Source organism: Candidatus Scalindua japonica (genome assembly GCF_002443295.1).
Taxonomy (GTDB): Bacteria; Planctomycetota; Brocadiia; order Brocadiales; family Scalinduaceae; genus Scalindua; species Scalindua japonica.
In genome coordinates, this window is record NZ_BAOS01000013.1 from 39,766 (window position 1) to 59,608 (window position 19,843).

At 38.8% G+C, this 19,843-nt stretch carries 13 protein-coding genes; 8 read left to right on the plus strand and 5 right to left on the minus strand.

Features of this window, described 5'->3' with window-relative positions; all coding sequences use genetic code 11:
- Window positions 1-11: 11 nt before the first annotated feature.
- Window positions 12-1,922, minus strand: coding sequence for a PAS domain-containing sensor histidine kinase (locus SCALIN_RS07675; protein ID WP_096893928.1), 1,911 nt, complete (start codon window positions 1,920-1,922; stop codon window positions 12-14).
- Window positions 1,919-2,911 carry a galactose-1-phosphate uridylyltransferase gene (gene galT, locus SCALIN_RS07680; protein ID WP_096893929.1) on the minus strand — a complete coding sequence of 331 codons (993 nt, stop codon included), beginning with the start codon at window positions 2,909-2,911 and terminating at the stop codon, window positions 1,919-1,921. The genes SCALIN_RS07675 and galT overlap by 4 nt, the downstream gene beginning before the upstream one ends.
- A 276-nt stretch (window positions 2,912-3,187) precedes the next feature.
- Between galT and glgB the strand changes: the two genes are divergently transcribed.
- From glgB to glgA, 5 genes are all read left to right on the plus strand, one after another.
- Window positions 3,188-5,125 (plus strand): 1,4-alpha-glucan branching protein GlgB, encoded by a 1,938-nt coding sequence (glgB, locus tag SCALIN_RS07685; protein WP_096894131.1) that lies wholly within the window; start codon window positions 3,188-3,190, stop codon window positions 5,123-5,125.
- A gap of 2 nt (window positions 5,126-5,127) precedes the next feature.
- A complete protein-coding gene (locus SCALIN_RS07690) occupies window positions 5,128-7,545 on the plus strand; it encodes a DUF3536 domain-containing protein (protein ID WP_096893930.1) in 2,418 nt (805 codons plus the stop codon).
- A gap of 163 nt (window positions 7,546-7,708) precedes the next feature.
- Window positions 7,709-9,208 carry a 4-alpha-glucanotransferase gene (malQ, locus tag SCALIN_RS07695; RefSeq protein ID WP_096893931.1) on the plus strand — a complete coding sequence of 500 codons (1,500 nt, stop codon included), beginning with the start codon at window positions 7,709-7,711 and terminating at the stop codon, window positions 9,206-9,208.
- Window positions 9,209-9,271: 63 nt separating this feature from the next.
- Complete coding sequence (gene glgP / locus SCALIN_RS07700) at window positions 9,272-10,981, plus strand: alpha-glucan family phosphorylase (RefSeq protein ID WP_096894132.1); 1,710 nt, start codon at window positions 9,272-9,274, stop codon at window positions 10,979-10,981.
- A gap of 153 nt (window positions 10,982-11,134) precedes the next feature.
- The gene (gene glgA, locus SCALIN_RS07705) at window positions 11,135-12,592 is read left to right on the plus strand and encodes a glycogen synthase GlgA (RefSeq protein ID WP_096893932.1); all 1,458 of its coding nucleotides are present in this window, start codon (window positions 11,135-11,137) and stop codon (window positions 12,590-12,592) included.
- Window positions 12,593-12,914: 322 nt separating this feature from the next.
- On the opposite strand, the gene SCALIN_RS07715 is transcribed toward glgA, so the two are convergent.
- From SCALIN_RS07715 to SCALIN_RS07725, 3 genes are all read right to left on the minus strand, one after another.
- The gene (locus tag SCALIN_RS07715; protein ID WP_096893934.1) at window positions 12,915-13,934 is read right to left on the minus strand and encodes a tetratricopeptide repeat protein; all 1,020 of its coding nucleotides are present in this window, start codon (window positions 13,932-13,934) and stop codon (window positions 12,915-12,917) included.
- 92 nt (window positions 13,935-14,026) lie between these two features.
- The gene (locus tag SCALIN_RS07720) at window positions 14,027-15,451 is read right to left on the minus strand and encodes a multiheme c-type cytochrome (RefSeq protein ID WP_096893935.1); all 1,425 of its coding nucleotides are present in this window, start codon (window positions 15,449-15,451) and stop codon (window positions 14,027-14,029) included.
- 16 nt (window positions 15,452-15,467) lie between these two features.
- Complete coding sequence (locus SCALIN_RS07725) at window positions 15,468-16,517, minus strand: DUF1573 domain-containing protein (protein WP_096893936.1); 1,050 nt, start codon at window positions 16,515-16,517, stop codon at window positions 15,468-15,470.
- Between the two features lie 276 nt (window positions 16,518-16,793).
- Here SCALIN_RS07725 and SCALIN_RS07730 point away from each other — a divergent pair, with 276 nt between their 5' ends.
- The 3 genes from SCALIN_RS07730 to SCALIN_RS07740 are packed head-to-tail and all read left to right on the plus strand — an operon-like array spanning window position 16,794 to window position 19,578.
- Entirely contained in the window at window positions 16,794-17,927 is a 1,134-nt protein-coding gene (locus SCALIN_RS07730; RefSeq protein WP_096893937.1) for an outer membrane protein assembly factor BamB family protein, read from the plus strand.
- Window positions 17,928-17,929: 2 nt separating this feature from the next.
- On the plus strand, window positions 17,930-18,943 hold the full coding sequence (aroF, locus tag SCALIN_RS07735) for a 3-deoxy-7-phosphoheptulonate synthase (RefSeq protein ID WP_096893938.1): 1,014 nt from the start codon (window positions 17,930-17,932) through the stop codon (window positions 18,941-18,943).
- A 29-nt stretch (window positions 18,944-18,972) separates the two neighbouring features.
- Window positions 18,973-19,578 (plus strand): pyridoxamine 5'-phosphate oxidase family protein, encoded by a 606-nt coding sequence (locus SCALIN_RS07740; protein WP_096893939.1) that lies wholly within the window; start codon window positions 18,973-18,975, stop codon window positions 19,576-19,578.
- Window positions 19,579-19,843 lie beyond the last annotated feature (265 nt).

A 19,843-nucleotide genomic window follows, 5' to 3' on the forward strand; every position in this document is an offset into this window, starting at 1 on the left:
ACTCCTTTCTGCTATTTTTTTGGCAACGTTAGTACCATGGTTGTTCCTTTTCCGTGTTTGCTTATGGCATCTATTGTTCCACCATGGTCCTCAATAATTTTAAGGCTTACAGACAAACCCACACCGGTACCACTCTCTTTTGTCGTAAAGAATGGATCATAAATATTCTGTAATACACCCGATTGTATGCCTTTGCCGGTATCTCTAATATATATTTTTATTGATTTTTTTTCTGATTCTATATTCACATCAAGTGCTCCACCATCAGGCATTGATTCTACCGCGTTCATGAGTATATTAAGAAAGACCTGTTTTATTTGCGCAGGATCAACAGGTATTTCAGGTATACCTGTTTCATATCTCTTCTGCAGCTTTATATGCTTTTCCTGGAAATAGTTCTCCAGTAGCATACACGTATTTTCCATTATTACGCATACTTGAGTATCAACCTTTTCCGGCTTAGATGGCTTGCTAAAATCTGTAATATTATTTAGTATTTTTTCTAAACGCTTTACTTCCTCTATGATAATGTCAATGTTAGCTTTGATTTTAGAATTTGTAAAGGTAAAACGAGATAGCGTTTTTGCAAAACCTCCGATAGTAACCAGCGGATTTCTTATCTCATGAGCAACATAAGATGACATTGAACCAATAGCGGCAAGTTTTTCCGAGCGAATAAGTCTCTGCTGTGTTTCAGTAAGCTGATTAATTTTATCTTCCAGGCTTTTGTAGGTTTCAGCATTTTCAATTGCCAGTGATGCCTGATTGACAAACATTGTCAATGTATTAATACGATCCTCAGATATTGGCTCTGCAGTATAGGCATTATCTGCAACTATAACGCCTATGGGCTCATTCTTTGCTATCAGAGGAACACAGACAAATTCATTTACTCCAAGGGCCTTTCTGAATTCATCTGAAACACGCGTATCTTTAGCGGCATCTTTAACTATTACAGGCTTCTTCTCTTTTGTACAGATTGTAACAACTTCATCTGCATCTGCAAGTGAGTACACCATTAGTTTTGTCATAGTATTTAGAGGTGTGTCAATATTATGACTATAATCCAGGTTGTCAACTATATCTAATAGGGAATTATGACGACTTGACATCTCTTTCCAAATACGTGTAGCCTCTTCTGTGGAAGATGGCCCAATAGCTAATTTCCCATTCAAGACATTAAGTTCTTTATTAATCAAAAACAACATTGCTCTATTAAACCCAAATGAGTAATCTGCAGTTATGCATGTTAAGATCAAGTGAAGTAATTTATCGAGATGAAGTGTTCCCTGGGTTACTTCACCAAACTGTTGTAAGAGTAAAAGCCTATGTACCAATTTCTCGCTTTCAGTCACATCTACGGTTAAGAGCAGGATATTTTCAACTTCGCCGTCCTTACCTGCTATAGGGATGGCAATATGTTGAATGCACATCCTCTTTTTGGTTTTTGTTGTTATCCATGATTCAATTATATGACTCTCTTTCCCCTTCCTCACCTGTGTTGCGGGACACTTATCCGTTCCGACAACATTACAATGATAAATACCTGAACAATGACTACCAACAGGTGACTCTTCCAGGTTCAACCAATCATTTAACGTGTCATTTGCCCAAATTATTTTTGAATCCTTATCAATAAGACATAATCCTGCCCCTATGACTTCCATTATGTTATTGAATATTTCTCTCTCCTCCTGTATCTGCTTCTCCAGTATCTTTGATTCTTTATTCTCTTTATTTTTTACAGAGAGGTTTGCCGTCTCAACCTTTGCGTTCTTTAGTTGAGACTCAAGATTTTCACACATCTCTTCAAAGGACCCTAATAAATCGTTATCAAGTACCATGTCCTTAGACTCATTGAGTAACTTTTTGATCTTATTTACCGTCTCTCCAGGTCCAGAGAATAATAGTTTCTTTTTCATTGTTTTCTCAACAATTCAGCAGCTTCCTCAGGAAGCGTTGGATTAATATAAAACCCTGTTCCCCATTCAAACCCAGCAATGTTTGTAAGTCTTGGTATTATCTCTATATGCCAATGAAAAAATTCTGATTCGGTTACATTGAATGGTGCTGAATGAATTATATAATTATATGGCGGAAGGTCTAAAGCTGTCTCTAGCCTGCCAAGCACACCCTTTAAGACATTTGCAAGTTCATCTAATTCAAATTCCTGCAAGTTTTCAAAATGGCTTTTGTGATTTTTAGGAAGTATCCATATCTCAAAAGGAAATCTGGAAGCAAAAGGAGCAAAGGCTACAAAATTATCTGTCAAAAAGACGATTCTCCTGTCTGTATCTATTTCCTGGTCTATCATGTCGCAGAAGAGACATCTTTCTCTCTGTTGGTAAAATATTCTGGCATTTTCCATCTCATTTGCTACCAACTGTGGGACAATCGGTGTAACAATCAGTTGTGAATGAGTATGCTCAAGCGAAGCGCCTGCAGAAGCTCCGACATTTTTGAATAAAAGTCCGTAAACAAATCTTTTGTCGTTTTTTAAATCAACAAGACGATCTCTATAACACAATAAAACCTCTTTTACATTTCCATTTTCAAGCGATGTCAAAGACTGAATATGCCTTGGACTTTCTATAATAACTTCATGAGCACCGATACCACTCATCATATCATAGATACCTTCTACACACTTATTTTCTTCTCCTTCTATCTGAAGAGCGGGAAACTTATTTGGAACAACCCTTACCCTCCAACCACCGGTGTCTGGCATTGCTCCGTTATCTCGATACGCCAGTATCTCCGGTGGAGTCTTGTCCTCATTGCCTTCACAAAATGGGCAGAAACTGCTTTTAATTATTTGTTGGTTAGTCTTAAAATCTGATGGCCGTGTAGCTCTTTCAGTCGCCACGATTATCCAACATCCGGAAACAGGCTCCCTTCTTAATTCAGGCATTTATTACTCCTAAACTAATTGAAATTCTATTCTATTTTGAACCAGTATATTTTGCCAGAAAGCATCTATTTTGTTAATTTAATAGCAGTTTGTAACATACGCATTGTTGCCTTACATATTTTATTGTTAAGCCAAAAGATATCGACAAGTAGTATAATATATTTTAAGCGGATTTTAAAGAAACAATTGTTTTCCAGATTTTAATATTCAGGTCGTATACGATTTATGTATAATGCTAATCTCAATGTATCCTACTTATTCGGGTTAAGCATAACAATGAAAGATGGAATCAACAGAATTACAGGCAATGTACACAATATAGATCATATCACGGAACATGATATATATCTTCTAAAGGAAGGAAGCCATTACAGATTATATGACAAACTGGGCGCACATATCATTAACAACGGTAAAGATAACGGAGCAGCCTTTGCGGTATGGGCCCCTAACGCTGAACGTGTCTCAGTTACAGGTGATTTTAATGGATGGAACAGCGAGTCTCATGCACTGTATGCAAGGCAGGACGGTTCGGGAATATGGGAGGGTTTTATTTCTGGCATATCGGGAGGAGACATTTACAAATACCATATACATTCCAAATATAATAACTTCCGAGCAGAAAAAGGTGATCCGTTTGCGTTCTATTGGGAACAGCCGCCTAAAACAGCTTCAGTAGTTTGGAATCTGCATTATGAATGGAACGATAGTGAGTGGATAACAAACAGGAACCAACACAATTCTCTTAATTCTCCTTTCTCTGTATATGAAGTACATCTGGGTTCATGGAGACGGGTAATGAAAAGAGAAAATGAATTTCTTACCTATAGAGAAATAGCGCATGAACTTGCAGATTATGTAAAGGAGATGGAGTTTACCCATGTAGAGCTGTTACCTGTTACAGAGCATCCCTTCTACGGTTCGTGGGGTTATCAGACTACCGGATATTTTGCACCTACGAGCAGGTATGGGAGTCCTCAGGATTTTATGTACCTGGTTGATTATCTTCATCAAAATGGGATTGGTGTTATACTGGATTGGGTACCGTCACACTTCCCATCCGATGGGCATGGACTTGCCTATTTTGACGGCACACATCTCTATGAGCACGCTGACCCGAAAATGGGCTTTCATCCTGAATGGAAAAGCTATATCTTTAACTATAGCAGAAATGAGGTACGCGCGTTCCTTATAAGCAGTGCCATATTCTGGATAGAAAAGTATCATATTGATGCTCTGAGGGTAGATGCCGTTGCATCTATGCTCTACCTTGACTATGCACGTAAGGAAGGAGAGTGGATACCAAATAAATACGGAGGACATGAGAATCTGGATGCTATAAATTTAATAAAGAGATTAAACGAAGCTGTTTATATCTCTAATCCTGATGTTCAAATGATAGCAGAAGAATCAACTTCATGGCCAATGGTGTCAAGACCAACAAGTATCGGAGGCCTAGGCTTCGGGATGAAATGGAATATGGGATGGATGCACGATATTCTCAAATACTTTTCAAAAGATCCTGTTTATAGAAAGTCTCATCATAAAGAACTTACCTTCAGCATATGGTACGCATTTTCAGAAAACTTCCTGCTCCCTCTTTCCCATGACGAAGTAGTCCATGGAAAGGGATCACTTATAGGCAAGATGCCCGGTGATGAATGGCAGAGGCATGCAAATCTCAGGATTTTATTTGGATATATGTTTGCACACCCCGGAAAGAAACTACTATTCATGGGAGGAGAATTCGCGCAATTGAAGGAGTGGGACCATGACGAAAGTCTTGAATGGTCTAACTTGCAGTACCCACTCCACAAAGGTATTCAAAACTGGGTTAAAGACTTGAATCGTTTTTACAAGAAGGAAACGGCGTTGTATGGGTCTGATTTTGCGGAAGACGGCTTTGAATGGATAGACTTTAATGATTGTGAACATAGTATAATAAGTTTTATCAGAAAAGACAAGGATACTGACGACATAGTTCTCTTAGTTTGCAATGCCACCCCTGTGCCAAGGCATAACTACAATGTAGGAGTACCAAGTGGGGGTTTCTGGAAGGAAACCCTAAATAGCGATGCGGAAATGTATGGAGGAAGTGGTTGTGGTAATTTTGGTGGAATTCAAGCGGTAAAAAAAGCTGCACACGGAAGGGCATATTCACTCTCCCTGACCTTACCACCTTTAGGCATTTTATTTTTTAAAAACTCGAACTGATTATGAATAAACATATCTGCATACACGGCCACTTCTATCAACCACCAAGGGAGAACCCATGGCTTGAAGAGATCGAGTTCCAGGATTCGGCCTATCCATACCATGACTGGAATGAAAAGATTACGGCTGAGTGCTATGCCCCTAATACTGCTGCACGTATTCTTGATTCAGAGAATAGAATAATAGAGATAACAAATATATACGCTAAAATAAGTTTTAACTTTGGACCAACGTTATTATCATGGATGGAAAAATATAAGCCGGAGGTTTACCAGGCGATTCTCGATGCTGACAAGTTGAGTATGGTAAATTTCTCCGGACACGGTTCCGCAATAGCGCAGGCATATAACCATATGATAATGCCACTTGCAAATAAAAGGGACAAATATACACAGGTAAAATGGGGAATAAAAGATTTTGAAAAGAGATTTAACAGGTACCCGGAAGGGATATGGCTTCCTGAAACTGCCGTCGATATAGATACACTTGAAGTACTGTCAAGTCTGGGAATAAAATTTACGGTCCTTTCTCAGAGGCAGGCTGAAAGAGTAAAGAGAACTGGTGAAACAGAGAGTTGGATTGATGCCACCGAAGAAAAAATTGATTCCACTTTGAATTACCTTTGCCATCTACCTTCAGGACAATCTATCAATATCTTTTTCTATAATGGCCAAATCGCCCAGGAAGTATCTTTCGGCAATTTATTGAAAGACGGAGAAGGGTTTGCTGAAAGATTGCTTTCAGCATTTGATCATGACAATGATCATCCACAAATTGTTCATATCGCAACTGATGGGGAAACGTTCGGGCATCACCACAGATTTGGAGATATGGCGCTTTCCTATTGCCTGCATCATATTGAATCCGGCAATAGAGCACGGATCACTAACTATGGCGAGTATCTTGACAAGCATCCCCCGGCCCACATAGTTGAGATTATTAACAACTCATCCTGGAGCTGTGTACATGGTGTAGAACGGTGGAGAGACAATTGCGGCTGTAACTCTGGTGCAAATCCGGAGTGGGATCAAGAGTGGAGAAAACCATTAAGAGAGGCAATGGACTGGTTGAGGGACAGGATAGTACCTGTTTTTAGGAGTGAAGCGTCTAAATATTTTGAAGATCCATGGCATGTAAGAAATGAATATATTGAAATCATTCTTGACAGGTCCCAGAACAACATTGGATCCTTCCTGAAAAAATATGCGGTCAGAGAGCTTTCCAGGCATGAAATGATAAGGGCACTGAAGATCCTTGAGATGCAAAGGAACGCCATGTTAATGTATACCAGCTGTGGCTGGTTCTTCGATGATCTCTCTGGCATTGAAACAATACAAATAATGCAATACGCATTAATAACAATGCAATACGCAGAAGATCTGCAGAAATTGTCACTTAATCCTGAATATTTGAAGTTTCTACAGAATGTGCAAAACAACACATCAGACAACACCCTTGAAATCTATAAAATGTTTGTAGAGTCAGCCAGAAGCGACCTGCTGAGAGTGGGAATTCACTATTGCATATCCTCTCTCTTCGAAGAATATTCAGAAGATACAAAAATATTCTGTTATACGTCAAAGGGTGAGAAGTATAATAAAATCGGGGTGGAAAAACTAAGACTGGCTACAGGTAAAGTAATAATCACATCAGATATCACTCTGGATGCAAAAAACCTCTGTTTTGCGGCATTATATCTTGGAGACCAGAATATTAATGGAGGTGTGAAGGAATTTACAGGAGAGCATGAGTTTTCAATAATGCAGGATGAAATAAAAGATGCATTTGAAGATAGTATCACAGAAACTATAAGGTGTATGGATAAATATTTTAAAGACAACATCTACTCAATATTGCATCTCTTTAAAGATGAACAGAGAAAAATTCTGGATCAGTTAACTGAACTGACATATGATGAGATTGACAGCTCTTACCGCCGGATATATAAGAACAATTATGCAACAATGAATACCTTTCATGGTTTACAGATAAAGCTTCCAAAGCCTTTTTTTGTAGCAACAGAATATATACTGAACGAGGACATCAAACAACTGTTTAATGCAGAACCACTGGATGTCGATAGACTTGGAAAGCTAATAAACGAAGCAGAAAAGTGGAATATTACAATTGATACAACAACACTCAGTTATGTAGTGAGTTCATGGTTAAATAGAATAATGAATAAAATAAATAAGCAGCCAGCTGATTTACAACTGTTTGATATGATTGACAAAACCTTAGAGATAGTAAAACCATTATCTTTATCACTTGATCTCTGGAAGGTCCAGAACAATTGCTTTTCTCTATGGAATGACTGCTGCGGCATGATAAAGGACAAAGCGGAAAAAGGAGATAGTTTTGCCAATAGCTGGATAGAAAACTTTCTCAAACTGGGGTCTTATTTGAATGTAAAAGTATAGTATCTATTCACCTCAAAGCCGTAAAGAGCGCAAATTTACAGGAAATATTCTATATAACGTCTGAAATATACACAAGCAAGGATGACCCCTCTCTTTCGAGATGACTCCAAATGGAATCCTCTCAAAAGGGAGGTTGGTGATGCTATAGGCTAAAGAGAAAAACGTGAAAAAAAGAGGAAGTGGAATACTTCTCCATATTACATCACTACCATCACCTTACGGCATTGGAGATTTTGGAAGAGAGGCTTACCGGTTTGCAGACCTCCTTGCGGAGAGTAATCAAAGTTTCTGGCAGATACTTCCTTTAAACCAGACATCTGTTGTCTATGATAATTCTCCCTATAGTAGTGTTTCAGCATATGCCGGGAATACTATCCTGATAAGCCCTGACATAATGGTTGATGATGGATTTCTTTTGAAATCAGACATAGAAAACCATCCATCATTTCCCATGGAAAGTGTTGATTATAGCGCTGTTTTAAAGTATAAAAAAGAAATTTTCAGTATTGCTTTTGAGAAAAATAGAAGTCGTTTAGCTGAACACCATGAATTTAATAAATTTTGCAATGAAAATCTCAGCTGGCTGAAAGATTATAGTCTCTTTGTCTCCATAAAAAAACATTTTAACAGTATTGATTGGAGCAAATGGCCTGAAAATCTCAGGGATAGAAAAAAGAAAGAACTTAAGCAATGGGAAGAAAAATTACAGGAAAATATATTGAGAGAACATTTTCTTCAATATTTATTTTTCAAGCAGTGGCACTCTCTTAAAGATTATTGCGAAAGTATGGGTTTACAAATAATTGGAGACCTCCCTATTTACGTCAATTATGACAGTGCAGATGTATGGGCAAACCCGGAAATTTTCAAATTGAATAATGAAAAAAAACCTGTTTATGTTGCCGGTGTTCCACCGGATTACTTCAGCGAAACAGGACAACTGTGGGGACATCCTGTTTATGATTGGGCTGTTCTTAAGAAAACCGGATACTCATGGTGGATTAATCGAATAAAACACAATCTCAGATCTTTCCATATGTTTCGGCTAGACCACTTTAGAGGGTTTGTCGGTTACTGGGAAATTCCCGAAGGTGAAGAGTTTGCGACTAACGGACAATGGCAGGAAGCACCTGCCGAGGACTTTTTCAATACTCTTCTCAAGCATTTTGATAGTCTTCCTATTATTGCTGAAGACCTTGGTGTTATTACACCGGATGTAAAGGATATTATAAGACAATTTGGATTCCCTGGAATGAAGGTGCTGCTTTTTGCCTTTGGAGAAGACCTTCCCTCTAATCCTTATGCACCGCACAATTATACAAAAAACTGTGTTGCTTACACAGGAACACACGATAACAACACTGTTAAGGGCTGGTTTAAAAGTGAAACCAGTGCTGAAGAGAAAAAAAGAATTATTGATTATATTGGTCATGAAGTTTCAGAAGATCAAATACACTGGGAACTTATAAAACTTGTTATGAGTTCCGTCGCAAATATGGTTATAATACCAATGCAGGATATTATAGGACTTGAAGAAGATTCCAGAACAAATCTTCCTGCAAGTTCCAACGGAAACTGGAGATGGAGGTTTGTACCTGAAAGCTTATCTCCTTTAATAACAAAAAAATTGTCAGAAATGACAATTATTTATGGAAGAGGATAATTTGATTGTAGATTTCTTGCGTCGAAATCGCAAAAAATTAGTAACTGAAGGGAATAAATGAAAATGTTAATAACAGAAGAACACACAAATGGATCTAAAATTGCCTATTTCTCTATGGAAATTGGACTTAGAGATGAGATACCCACATTCAGTGGTGGTTTGGGAATACTTGCCGGTGACACTATTAAATCAGGTGCCGATTTAAATCTCCCTCTCGTTGCAGTTACATTAATATACCACAAAGGGTATTTTAAACAGGATATAGATGATCAGGGACGACAGATAGAGTTGCCTGCACAGTGGGAACCATCAGAAATCATGCACACTGTACCGGAAAAGACCACTGTCATAATTGAAGGCAGGACCGTTTATATACAGGCATGGGTCTATTTCGTTAAAAGCCCCAAAGGAGGTGAAGTCCCTGTTCTATTTCTTGATACTAATTTACAGGAAAATAGTGAAGAAGACAGATCATTAACCGATTATCTCTATGGAGGTGATGACAACTACAGGATTAAACAGGAAGTGGTACTTGGGATTGGCGGAGTCAAGATATTAAAGATTCTTGGATTTCAAATCAAAAAGTATCATATGAACGAAGGACACGCGGCATTCTTAACACTTGAACTTCTGCATCAATTAAAAAATAATCTAAATGATGTCTGGGACGAGTCTTACATATGGGACTTTGAAGCGGTTAAAGAATTGTGTGTATTTACGACACACACACCGGTCGAAGCAGGACATGATAAATTCTCTTACGATCTCTATAGAAACGTAATCGGTGACTATTTTCCGGAGAATGTCATACATGACCTTGCCGGAAATGATCACCTCAATATGACACTTCTTGCTTTAAATCTGAGTAATGACGTAAACGGAGTTGCCAAAAAACACGGTGAAGTTTCACAGAACATGTTTCCGGGTTATAAAATTAACTCAATAACAAATGGTGTTCACTCTTACACATGGACATGCGACAGCTTTAAAAAACTGTTTGATAAACATATACCAGGCTGGGCAAACGAACCGGAGTTATTTGTAAGAACTGATTTGATCCCTCCGGATGAGATATGGAATGCGCATTCCGAAGCCAAGAAAATACTCATTGACTATGTAAACTCTACCAATAATTTGAAAATGGATCATGAGACACTGACAATCGGGTTTGCAAGAAGATTTGCCACATACAAGAGGGCGTCCCTGTTATTTAATGACATTGAAAGACTTGAGGGAATTGCGTCCGGTAAAATCCAGGTTATTTTCGCCGGAAAGGCACATCCAAAAGATGAAGGCGGCAAAAAACTTATAGAGGATATCTTTGCATATTCAGAAAATCTAAAAGGGAAGATAAAGATTGCCTTTGTCAATAACTATAATATGGAAACTGCCATGAAAATAGTTTCAGGTGTAGATGTCTGGTTGAATAACCCAATCAGGCCCCTTGAGGCATCGGGAACAAGCGGTATGAAGGCTGCACATAATGGAGTCCTGAACTTCAGCGTTCTTGACGGATGGTGGATTGAAGGCCACATAGAAGGAGATACAGGTTGGTCTATCGGCCCTGAATCAACAGAAACTGTACCTGATGATAATGCGAACAAGATAGACACAGACGATCTTTATAACAAACTTGAACAAATTATTATCCCAACTTTCTATCAGAACAGAGATAAATGGGTTAAAATGATGAAAAGCGCGATTGGTAAAAATGCCTACTTCTTCAACACCCATAGGATGATGCTGAGATACGTCACAGAAGCATATATATAGTAGTTAACTTTACCGCAACTCACTGTCCAAATGGCTTTTCGGGTAGATAATGAGGAACTAAACCTGTCATGAGGTGAGGATATCTCACCTCTCGTTCCCAAGCTCCCAATTGGGAACGACAATGAGACAAAACTTTGCTTTGATAGAAGAATAATGAAAATTGCAGAAGTATCACCGGAAATAATTCCATACGCGAAAACAGGCGGCCTTGCAGACGTTGTGGGAACGTTGCCATTGTACCTTGAGAAAGCAGGGCACGAAGTTTCTATATTCATGCCGTTTTATAAGTCGGTAAAAAATTCCGGTATTGATATCAAGCTTCTGGATACCACTTTTGACATTCCAATTGGCGACACGGAACACACCGTCACTCTATGGAAAAGCATTCACCACAGTTCAAAAAACATTGTGATCTATTTCATACAACGTGATGAATATTTTGACAGGGACTCACTATACGGAACAGAATTCGGTGATTATCAGGACAACGCGGAGCGCTTTATTTTTTTCTCCAGAGCCGTAATCGAGGCTATTAAAAGGCTGGTATTACCAATAGATATTATTCATTGTCATGACTGGCAGACGGCATTAATACCGATTTATCTGAAGACTTTGTTTGCAGAAGATGAAAAGCTCTCCTCGATAAAAACAGTACTGACAATTCATAACCTTGCATATCAGGGGATGTTCCGGCAGGAAGAGATGAAACTCACCGGTTTAGACATGTCGCTGTTTAACTGTAAAAACCTGGAACACTGGAACAACATAAACTTCCTGAAAGGTGGAATTGTTTTTGCGGATATTGTAACAACTGTTTCTAAAAAGTACGCTGAAGAGATAAGAACAATAGAGTTTGGATGCGGGCTGGAAGGTGTCATAGAAGAGCACGAAGAGAAGCTTTACGGAATAATTAATGGTGTTGATTACACTGAATGGTCACCGGACAAAGACGATCTTATTTCTCATCAATTCAGTATTGAAGATATAAAAGGAAAGGCACAATGTAAAAAACACCTGCAAAATGAACTGGATCTTCCACAAACCGAAGCGCCTCTTCTTGGTATGATCAGCCGTCTTGCGGAGCAGAAAGGCGTAGATCTTCTGATTGTAATAATGGATGAGTTGATGAAGAGAGATCTTCAACTTGTAATTCTTGGCATAGGTGATGAAAAATACCATCAAATGCTTAAAGAATTTACTCCCAAATATAGTGAAAAACTTTCAGTGAACATAATGTTTGACAATAAAATGGCACATCAAATAGAAGCAGGCGCTGACATTTTCCTGATGCCTTCAAAATATGAACCATGTGGTCTGAACCAGATGTACAGCTTAAAATATGGAACCATTCCAATAGTGCGTGAAACCGGAGGTCTTGCAGATACAATAATCGACGCAAACGATGAGAACCTCAAAAACAGGACCGCTACCGGGTTCACCATGAAAGGCTATTTCGCCGCAGAACTCCTCCATGCAATAGACAGGGCGTTGGATTTGTATAAATTAGAAACACCATGGAAAGCCCTCAGAGAAAATGCCATGAAGCAGGATTGGTCGTGGGAGAAGAGTACAAATCAATATATTGAATTATTTAAATCAATATTGAAGTAAACCTGACGACTAAGAGTTCTCCAAATGCGGCCCTGCAGGCTGCAACCTTTGCGGGGCAATTGTATCCGAGTCGTTAACCAATACGCTTATCGGGGTTAATAGTGTCAATATCTCTGAAGATACAATTCAGAAGGGTATTGGTTCTATACCTTGCATACGAAGGCTGGAAATGTAATGACCAAGTACATCATGAAGAGCTGAAAATTGCAGCTATATTCAGAGTGGCAGGCCCTAAAGGGGAGAAGCTCTCAATGTCAGCAGTTTTGATAAATTCCTGCAAGAACGTTCTGTAAAGAAAGGCACAAAACAAAAGATAACCATTTTATTCTGACTGCTCTTGCCCGTTTGCAGTATCAACTTCTAACATACTATTTTTCTTAATAATCACGTTAAACAGTTTTTTTGCCAGTTGTCTATCAAGGATTCTTACTATTTTATATTGCTCCAGAGCAAGGCCTCTGTAATTTAAATGATGATAAATAATACCAAGAGTCTCATGTCCATCTGCATCATCAGGATTAATATTTATTGCCAGTCTGAGAGGATCAATTGCTTCTTCGTACATACCTAAACTGGCATAGGCATTACCAAGCGCCTTATACACCCTCACATCATCCGGACTAATCTTTATCGCCTGTTTGAGCGGACCAATTGCTTCTTCGTACATACCTAAACTGGCATAGGCATTGCCGAGGGCCGTTTGCACCCTTACATCATCAGGATTGACCTCTATCGCCCGCCTGCATGACACTATCGCTTCTTCATACATACCTGACTTGCTATAGGCCACACCGAGATTGTTATAAATGCCTATATATTCAGGATCAATTCTTTTAGCTTCATTGTAAGACTCAATCTCTTCTTCATGCATGCCCAATCTGCTATACGCAAGGCCGAGATTAAAATGAATTTCTGCATTATCAGGGGTAAGGTTTACTGCTTGTATAAAAGATTGAATTGCATCCTTGAACATGTCCGAGTTGACGTAGACGAGGCCAAGATGATAATGAGCATCCGCAAAATCAGGACGAAGCTTTATTGAATGTTTAAAAGATTTAATTGCATCCTCGTGCATATCTAATTTGCTATAGGCACAACCTAGATTATATTGGGCCTTGTAACCACGGTGAATCCCTATCACCTGCTTGAAGGTTTGTATCGCCTCTTTATGCATACCTGATCTATAACTGGTGCTACCAAATTTATTGAGTGACTCTAAAATACCAATATTTGCCTTGGAATTCCTGCCTGTTTCACCAAAGGAAACAGCAGGAATAAGGATTAGCAGCATTAGCGGAATTAATAAAAAATTGTAATATTTGAGTTTTGTGTAATTAGTCATTTTGTCACTGATCTTATAATAGTAAATCACATCTTATACTACTTAATCAATCATCAAAATCAAGAGGGAAAAGAGATGTATCATGTTACAACTCAATCACCACCCTGTTTCTCTTCCCGTGGGTGTTTGATCTTCTGCCAGTATTCCTTATATTCAAATTTCGGGCTGTGTTCAGGGTTATGGCAGATTTCACAGTTTTCAACACTCACCATACCATAATCCTGAGATTGTGTATCTTTGTGGTCGCTTCCGGGTCCATGACAACTTTCACAGCCAACTCCCTTCATTTCTGGTGTTAATTCTGTTGTTTCAAAACCGCTGAAGTAATTAAGACCAATAACGTGGCACGCTACACATTCAGGATCATACTCGTGTTCAGCATTTACTAATGTCTCATAAGCAGAAGCATGACCAGTCTCTTCCCAGTGCTTAAATATACTGTTATGACAGAGAGCACAATCATCATTTCCAGTAAATGAGAGGTTTGAAGGATGATCACTCTTAAAAACCTGCGCCAGCAATTCCTCATCCTGAAGTCTCTGCTGATATATCCCCAATAACATTGCGATATCAGATGAATCTGCAAATTTTTCATCCAAAGCTATTGTCTCAATGGCAGTTGAAAAACTATTATTATCTTCACTTGTCTGTTTCGGTTGTAGTGAAATAGAAATATTTCCTACATACTTTCCTTTTTCACCTACAGATGCAATGTATGTATTATTCACTTTTTGGTGATAGAGGTCAGGCCTGTCAACCATGTGGCCAGAGATTATCAATTCAAGTTCAGGATATTCTTCCGCAATTTTAACCGATTCTGCCATCTCCGCATGGGAAAGTAAGATTAAGAGATCTGTTTTATCATTTAGATCACTAAGCAAAGGCTTCAGTGATAAAACAGGGTCCATAACCTCTAAATCCTGAATTTCATTTTCAATTAGCGCCGGTGAAACTATTCCTAATATACCAACCTTAAAAATAGTTTCATTAGTCTTTATCTCCTTAACAACATACGGTTTTATGTTAAGGGCCCGTGTAGCAAGGCCGGTAATATTACTTGATATAAACTCTATATTACTTATCTGGGAAAGGTATCCCAGGAAATCAATTCCCATATTAAGATCCTTCTCTCCTATATTATGCGCAACATAGTCCATCAGGCCTAACGCTTCAAGCGCTGTTTCCATCTTGATTTCTTCTTGTCGACCAACTTTACCGGGTAGGTCCCCCATACTCAGGAGTATTAAGTCCTGGTCTTTTTTTCTCAATTGATTAATTAACGTCTGCCGTTTTGCAAACCCGCCAAGCTGCCCTTCCGAACACCCACAAGGCTCCAGATAACCATTTTCTTCACCTGTGAAAACAATATGTATCACAGGCAGAGATAACGTTTTATCCGGATCTTTACCGGTCTCATTTCCATAATGGTCATTGCATCCCTGATTAGACAAAGCCAGAAACATGAAAACAAAAACGATAATTATAAGAACGGGAATTTTACTGAAATTTCTGATCATTGTGCTTACTCCAACCCTACTCTACTTCTCCAATTATACGTACTAATGTAACAGGCTGTGTTTCACTGTTGGTGTGAAGCTCCAATACTCCGCCAATGTTTCCAATAGCCGCATCCGAATGTAATTTTACTTCGATTAAATAATGGGGATCCTTGCCCTCTTTTTTTTCAACGATTTCAGTGCTTATATAATCCGGAAAGGTTTTAATTTTTAATATTTCTATATTACTTTTATTAATCTTAACATATAGTTTGTGAGTCAACTCTTTTCCTTTAGTAACAGGGCCATAATAGATTTTTTTTGGATAAGTAGTGATATCCCCTGCTATCTCTCCAAAGAATGGAATATTAACCTTTTTTTGTATCTTGCTGTTAGTCTCCAGGTGTATTCCACCACTTATTCTCCCAATTTCAGGCCTGTATTTTAGCGTAACTTTGATCACATATTCCCCATTTTTTACCTCTGTTATTGAGGCATTAATAAATGGTTTGGAAGGCGTAATTTTATTTATCTTAAAATCATGTTCTGTTTGTGATTTAATTGTAACGGTCTTTATAGCTTCTTCATCTTTTGAAACTGAGCCAAAATCTATGTGTTCCGGATTAATAATCAGGTCCTTAATAATCTCACCGGAAATCGTTAACCTGTATTTCGGAGTACCCGGATCATTACTTGAAACGGTTATGCTTTTTGTAATATTCCCGATAAGAGAACCTGAAGAGAATGTCGTTTTGATCTCTCCGGTTCCTCCGGATGGAATAGTGTTATCAGATAGTACTACGGCAGTACACCCGCAAGAGGCTTTTACTTTTTTTATTTCCAGAATATCTTCTCCCCGGTTTTCAAATTTATAAATATGTTCAACCTTTTGACCCGTGTAAATCTGCCCAAAATTAAAATCAGGATTTCTGAAAAAGATTGTCGGACGTTGTATAATAGAAGTGGTAAAATCAGTATCGTTATCGTTACCGGAAACAGTGGCCGCATCCAATGATTTAACTCTTAAAGAAGAGTACCAGATGACGAGCAAAACAATTATGAATATTGTAAATGATGATTTTTTCATTACCTTATTATATAGAATGGTATGAATCAAAACAACTTTGTTTTTAGAGCTTGTATTGTTGTAATTACCATAATGGTAATTACTTACTCCACAACTTTATTTATCTATACGCCTGGAATGGAAAATTATTTGCTTCTGGTCAGGATGATAAACTTAAATCGATGGCAAACTGTATGCCTTCAACTCTGGTGGTATTTTACAATGGACTTTCAGAACTAATGGAGTTATAACATCATCTCCGCCTATTCATTTTTTCATTTTAAGAATTATATTATTATGTTTAAAAAAACATTTAACGTTATAGGCATAACTTTTATTCTAGTTGTCGGTTTTAAAGTCCACCTTTCTCATGGAGGATCAGCTACCCCTCCGTGGCAGATGTTTCGGCACGATTTAAGACATACCGGCACAAGCCCTTTTAGGGGAGCACAAACAAACAATCTTAAATGGAAATTTGCGGCAGAGAAAAGAATTACCTCTTCACCGGCAATTGCAGCGGATGAAACAATATATTTTGGTTCGGTAGATGGCAAGCTTTACGCGGTAAGTCCTGAGGGAAAACTTGTCTGGGCTTATCAGACAGAAGGGGAAGTGACTTCATCTCCGGCTATCGGGCTTGATGGTACAATATATGTCGGTTCGAGAGACAAAAAACTCTACGCATTAAATTCAGATGGCAGTCTCAAGTGGGCCTATGAAACAGAAGGTGAAATCTACTCCTCACCTACTATTGGAAAGAACAATACTATCTATTTCGGATCTGCAGACGGTAATCTGTACGCGATGGATACCAATGGGAAGATGAAATGGAGTTTTAAGAATAAGACATACAGTTCTATAAGCTCTTCACCGTCAATCGGGCCTGATGGCAGCATCTACTTTCTTATAAGCAAAGGTATTGTTTATGCTTTAGATACCGATGGAAAATTTAAGTGGAGCATCAGGATTGGCAGTAATATTTATCAATCATTTTCTTCACCTGCTGTTGATGAGAACGGGATTGTTTATCTTGGATCAGAGAATGGCATTGTGTACGCGATAAATCCTGATGGTACGATAAAATGGAGAATTAATACCGGAAAAAGCGTCCAGTCATCACCGGCATTAAGTAGCGACGGAACACTCTATTTCGGTTCTTATAATAGAGTGATATACGCGATCAACTCCAACTGTACCCTTAAATGGCAATTCAAGACTAACGGCTGGATTGAGTCATCACCTGCCGTAGATTCCGAAGGAACTACCTACATCGGTTCGACTGACGGCACTCTATATGCCATAGACACAAAGGGAAAACTGAAATGGAGTTATCAAACTGGTGGCTGGATTGAATCATCGCCATTAATAGGTTCGGACGGTACAATATATTTTGGCTCAAATGATAACCATTTGTATGCAATCGGAGATTAATTATGATAATTGTAATGAAACCAACTGCTGGTCAGGCTGAAATAGATCATGTAGTAGAAAAGGTCGAGGCGGTTGGATGTAAAACAACACTATTGGAAGGTACCAACAGAAAAGTGATTGCCGTAATCGGTGATAAACGTGATATCCCTCCTGAATACTGGGACACTATACCGGGTGTAGAAAAAGCAGTTCCGATATTAACGCCTTACAAACTAGCCAGTCGTGAAGTCAAAAAATCTGATACTGAAATAAAGATTAATGATCAGGTTTTAGGTGGTAAAAAGATTGGTGTAATCGCAGGGCCATGCGCGGTGGAGAGTCAGGACCAGATTAATTTTATAGCAGAAGGAGTGAAGAAAGCAGGCGCTATAGCACTCAGAGGAGGCGCTTTTAAACCAAGGACCAGCCCATACTCTTTCCAGGGACTTAAAGAAGAAGGCCTTGAGTACCTGGCGAGGGCAAGAGAGGCTACCGGACTGGCAATAGTTACAGAGATACTCAGCCCTGAACACATAGACTTGGTAAGTAGCTATGTTGATGTATTACAGATAGGAACGAGAAATATGGCCAACTTTCTGTTACTTGAGGCAGTAGGTAAATGTAATAAACCGGTAATTTTAAAACGCGGAATGTCAGCTACTTTAGATGAATTTTTACTTGCAGGCGAATATATACTTTCACATGGCAACCCGAATGTAATTTTGTGTGAAAGAGGGATAAGGACATTCGAAACACATACGAGATTTACCCTGTCATTAAGTATTGTCCCACATCTCAAACTATTGACACACCTACCCGTTATAGTCGACCCAAGTCACGGTACTGGTGTGCGGGAACTTGTAGCACCTATGTCCAGGGGAGCTATTGCGGTCGGTGCAGACGGATTAATACTGGAAGTACACAAAGACCCCGAGAAGTCTTTTGTTGACGGCCCTCAGGCTCTGACTATTGAAAGCTTTGAAAAGCTCATGAAAGAATCAGGTGCGGTTGCAGAATCCATAGGAAGAGAAATTTAATCCTGAATAAAATTAAATAGTAGTTATGGGTGGCATGGACACCCGTCCCCGCCAGAACAGTCTTGTCGGGCTGGCGAACGGCAAGGCCGGGCGGGAACTTGTTTGTCCGTGTGGAACGTATATATAACGCTCATCATGAAGCTAACCCTACAAAACAATATTGGAAAAATAACTTGAGGAGAAAAGATAAGGAGGTTGCAAACGATACTGAGGTAGAAGAGTTCCTGTCGAGTGCTTTAGTTGGAAGGTTGGGTACATGCTTCAATAATATACCGTACATTACACCTGTCAATTTTGTATATATTAATAATAAAATATACTTTCACAGCGCCCATGAAGGCCGCAAGATTGAAAACATAAAACACAATCGACAAGTCTGCTTTGAGACAGACGAAATGATATCAATTATTCCCGGAATGCGCATGCCATGTGGGTCCAGAACCAGGTATAAAAGCGTAATAGCATTTGGTGTCATAAGAGTAGTTATTGATATAGATGAAAAAACGGACGCCTTAAACAAACTTATTGAGAAATACGCGCCCGAGGCACCGAGACTCCCCCACTCTTCAGACGCAGCAAGAAGAACAAATGTACTCGTAGTTGATGTGGAAGAGATTACAGCAAAACAGGGCTGAATCCGTAATTACCCAACAAGTTGAGGAAAATCATAATTTTATGGTCACCCCTTTTCCCCTCCTTCCCCTTCGGACACGCACAGGGAGGGAATTAAAGTCCTCGGTATTTTTTGTCCGGGAAAGAGGAGGCTTTTCTTAATTTATTGGGTAATTACGCAAACTCTTTACATTTCACATAATTCCTCTATCTTAATTGCCACAATTCTACTATAATATAAAACTTTTATTCTCAGAAGCGTTATAATACGATGGTTGGTATGGGCAA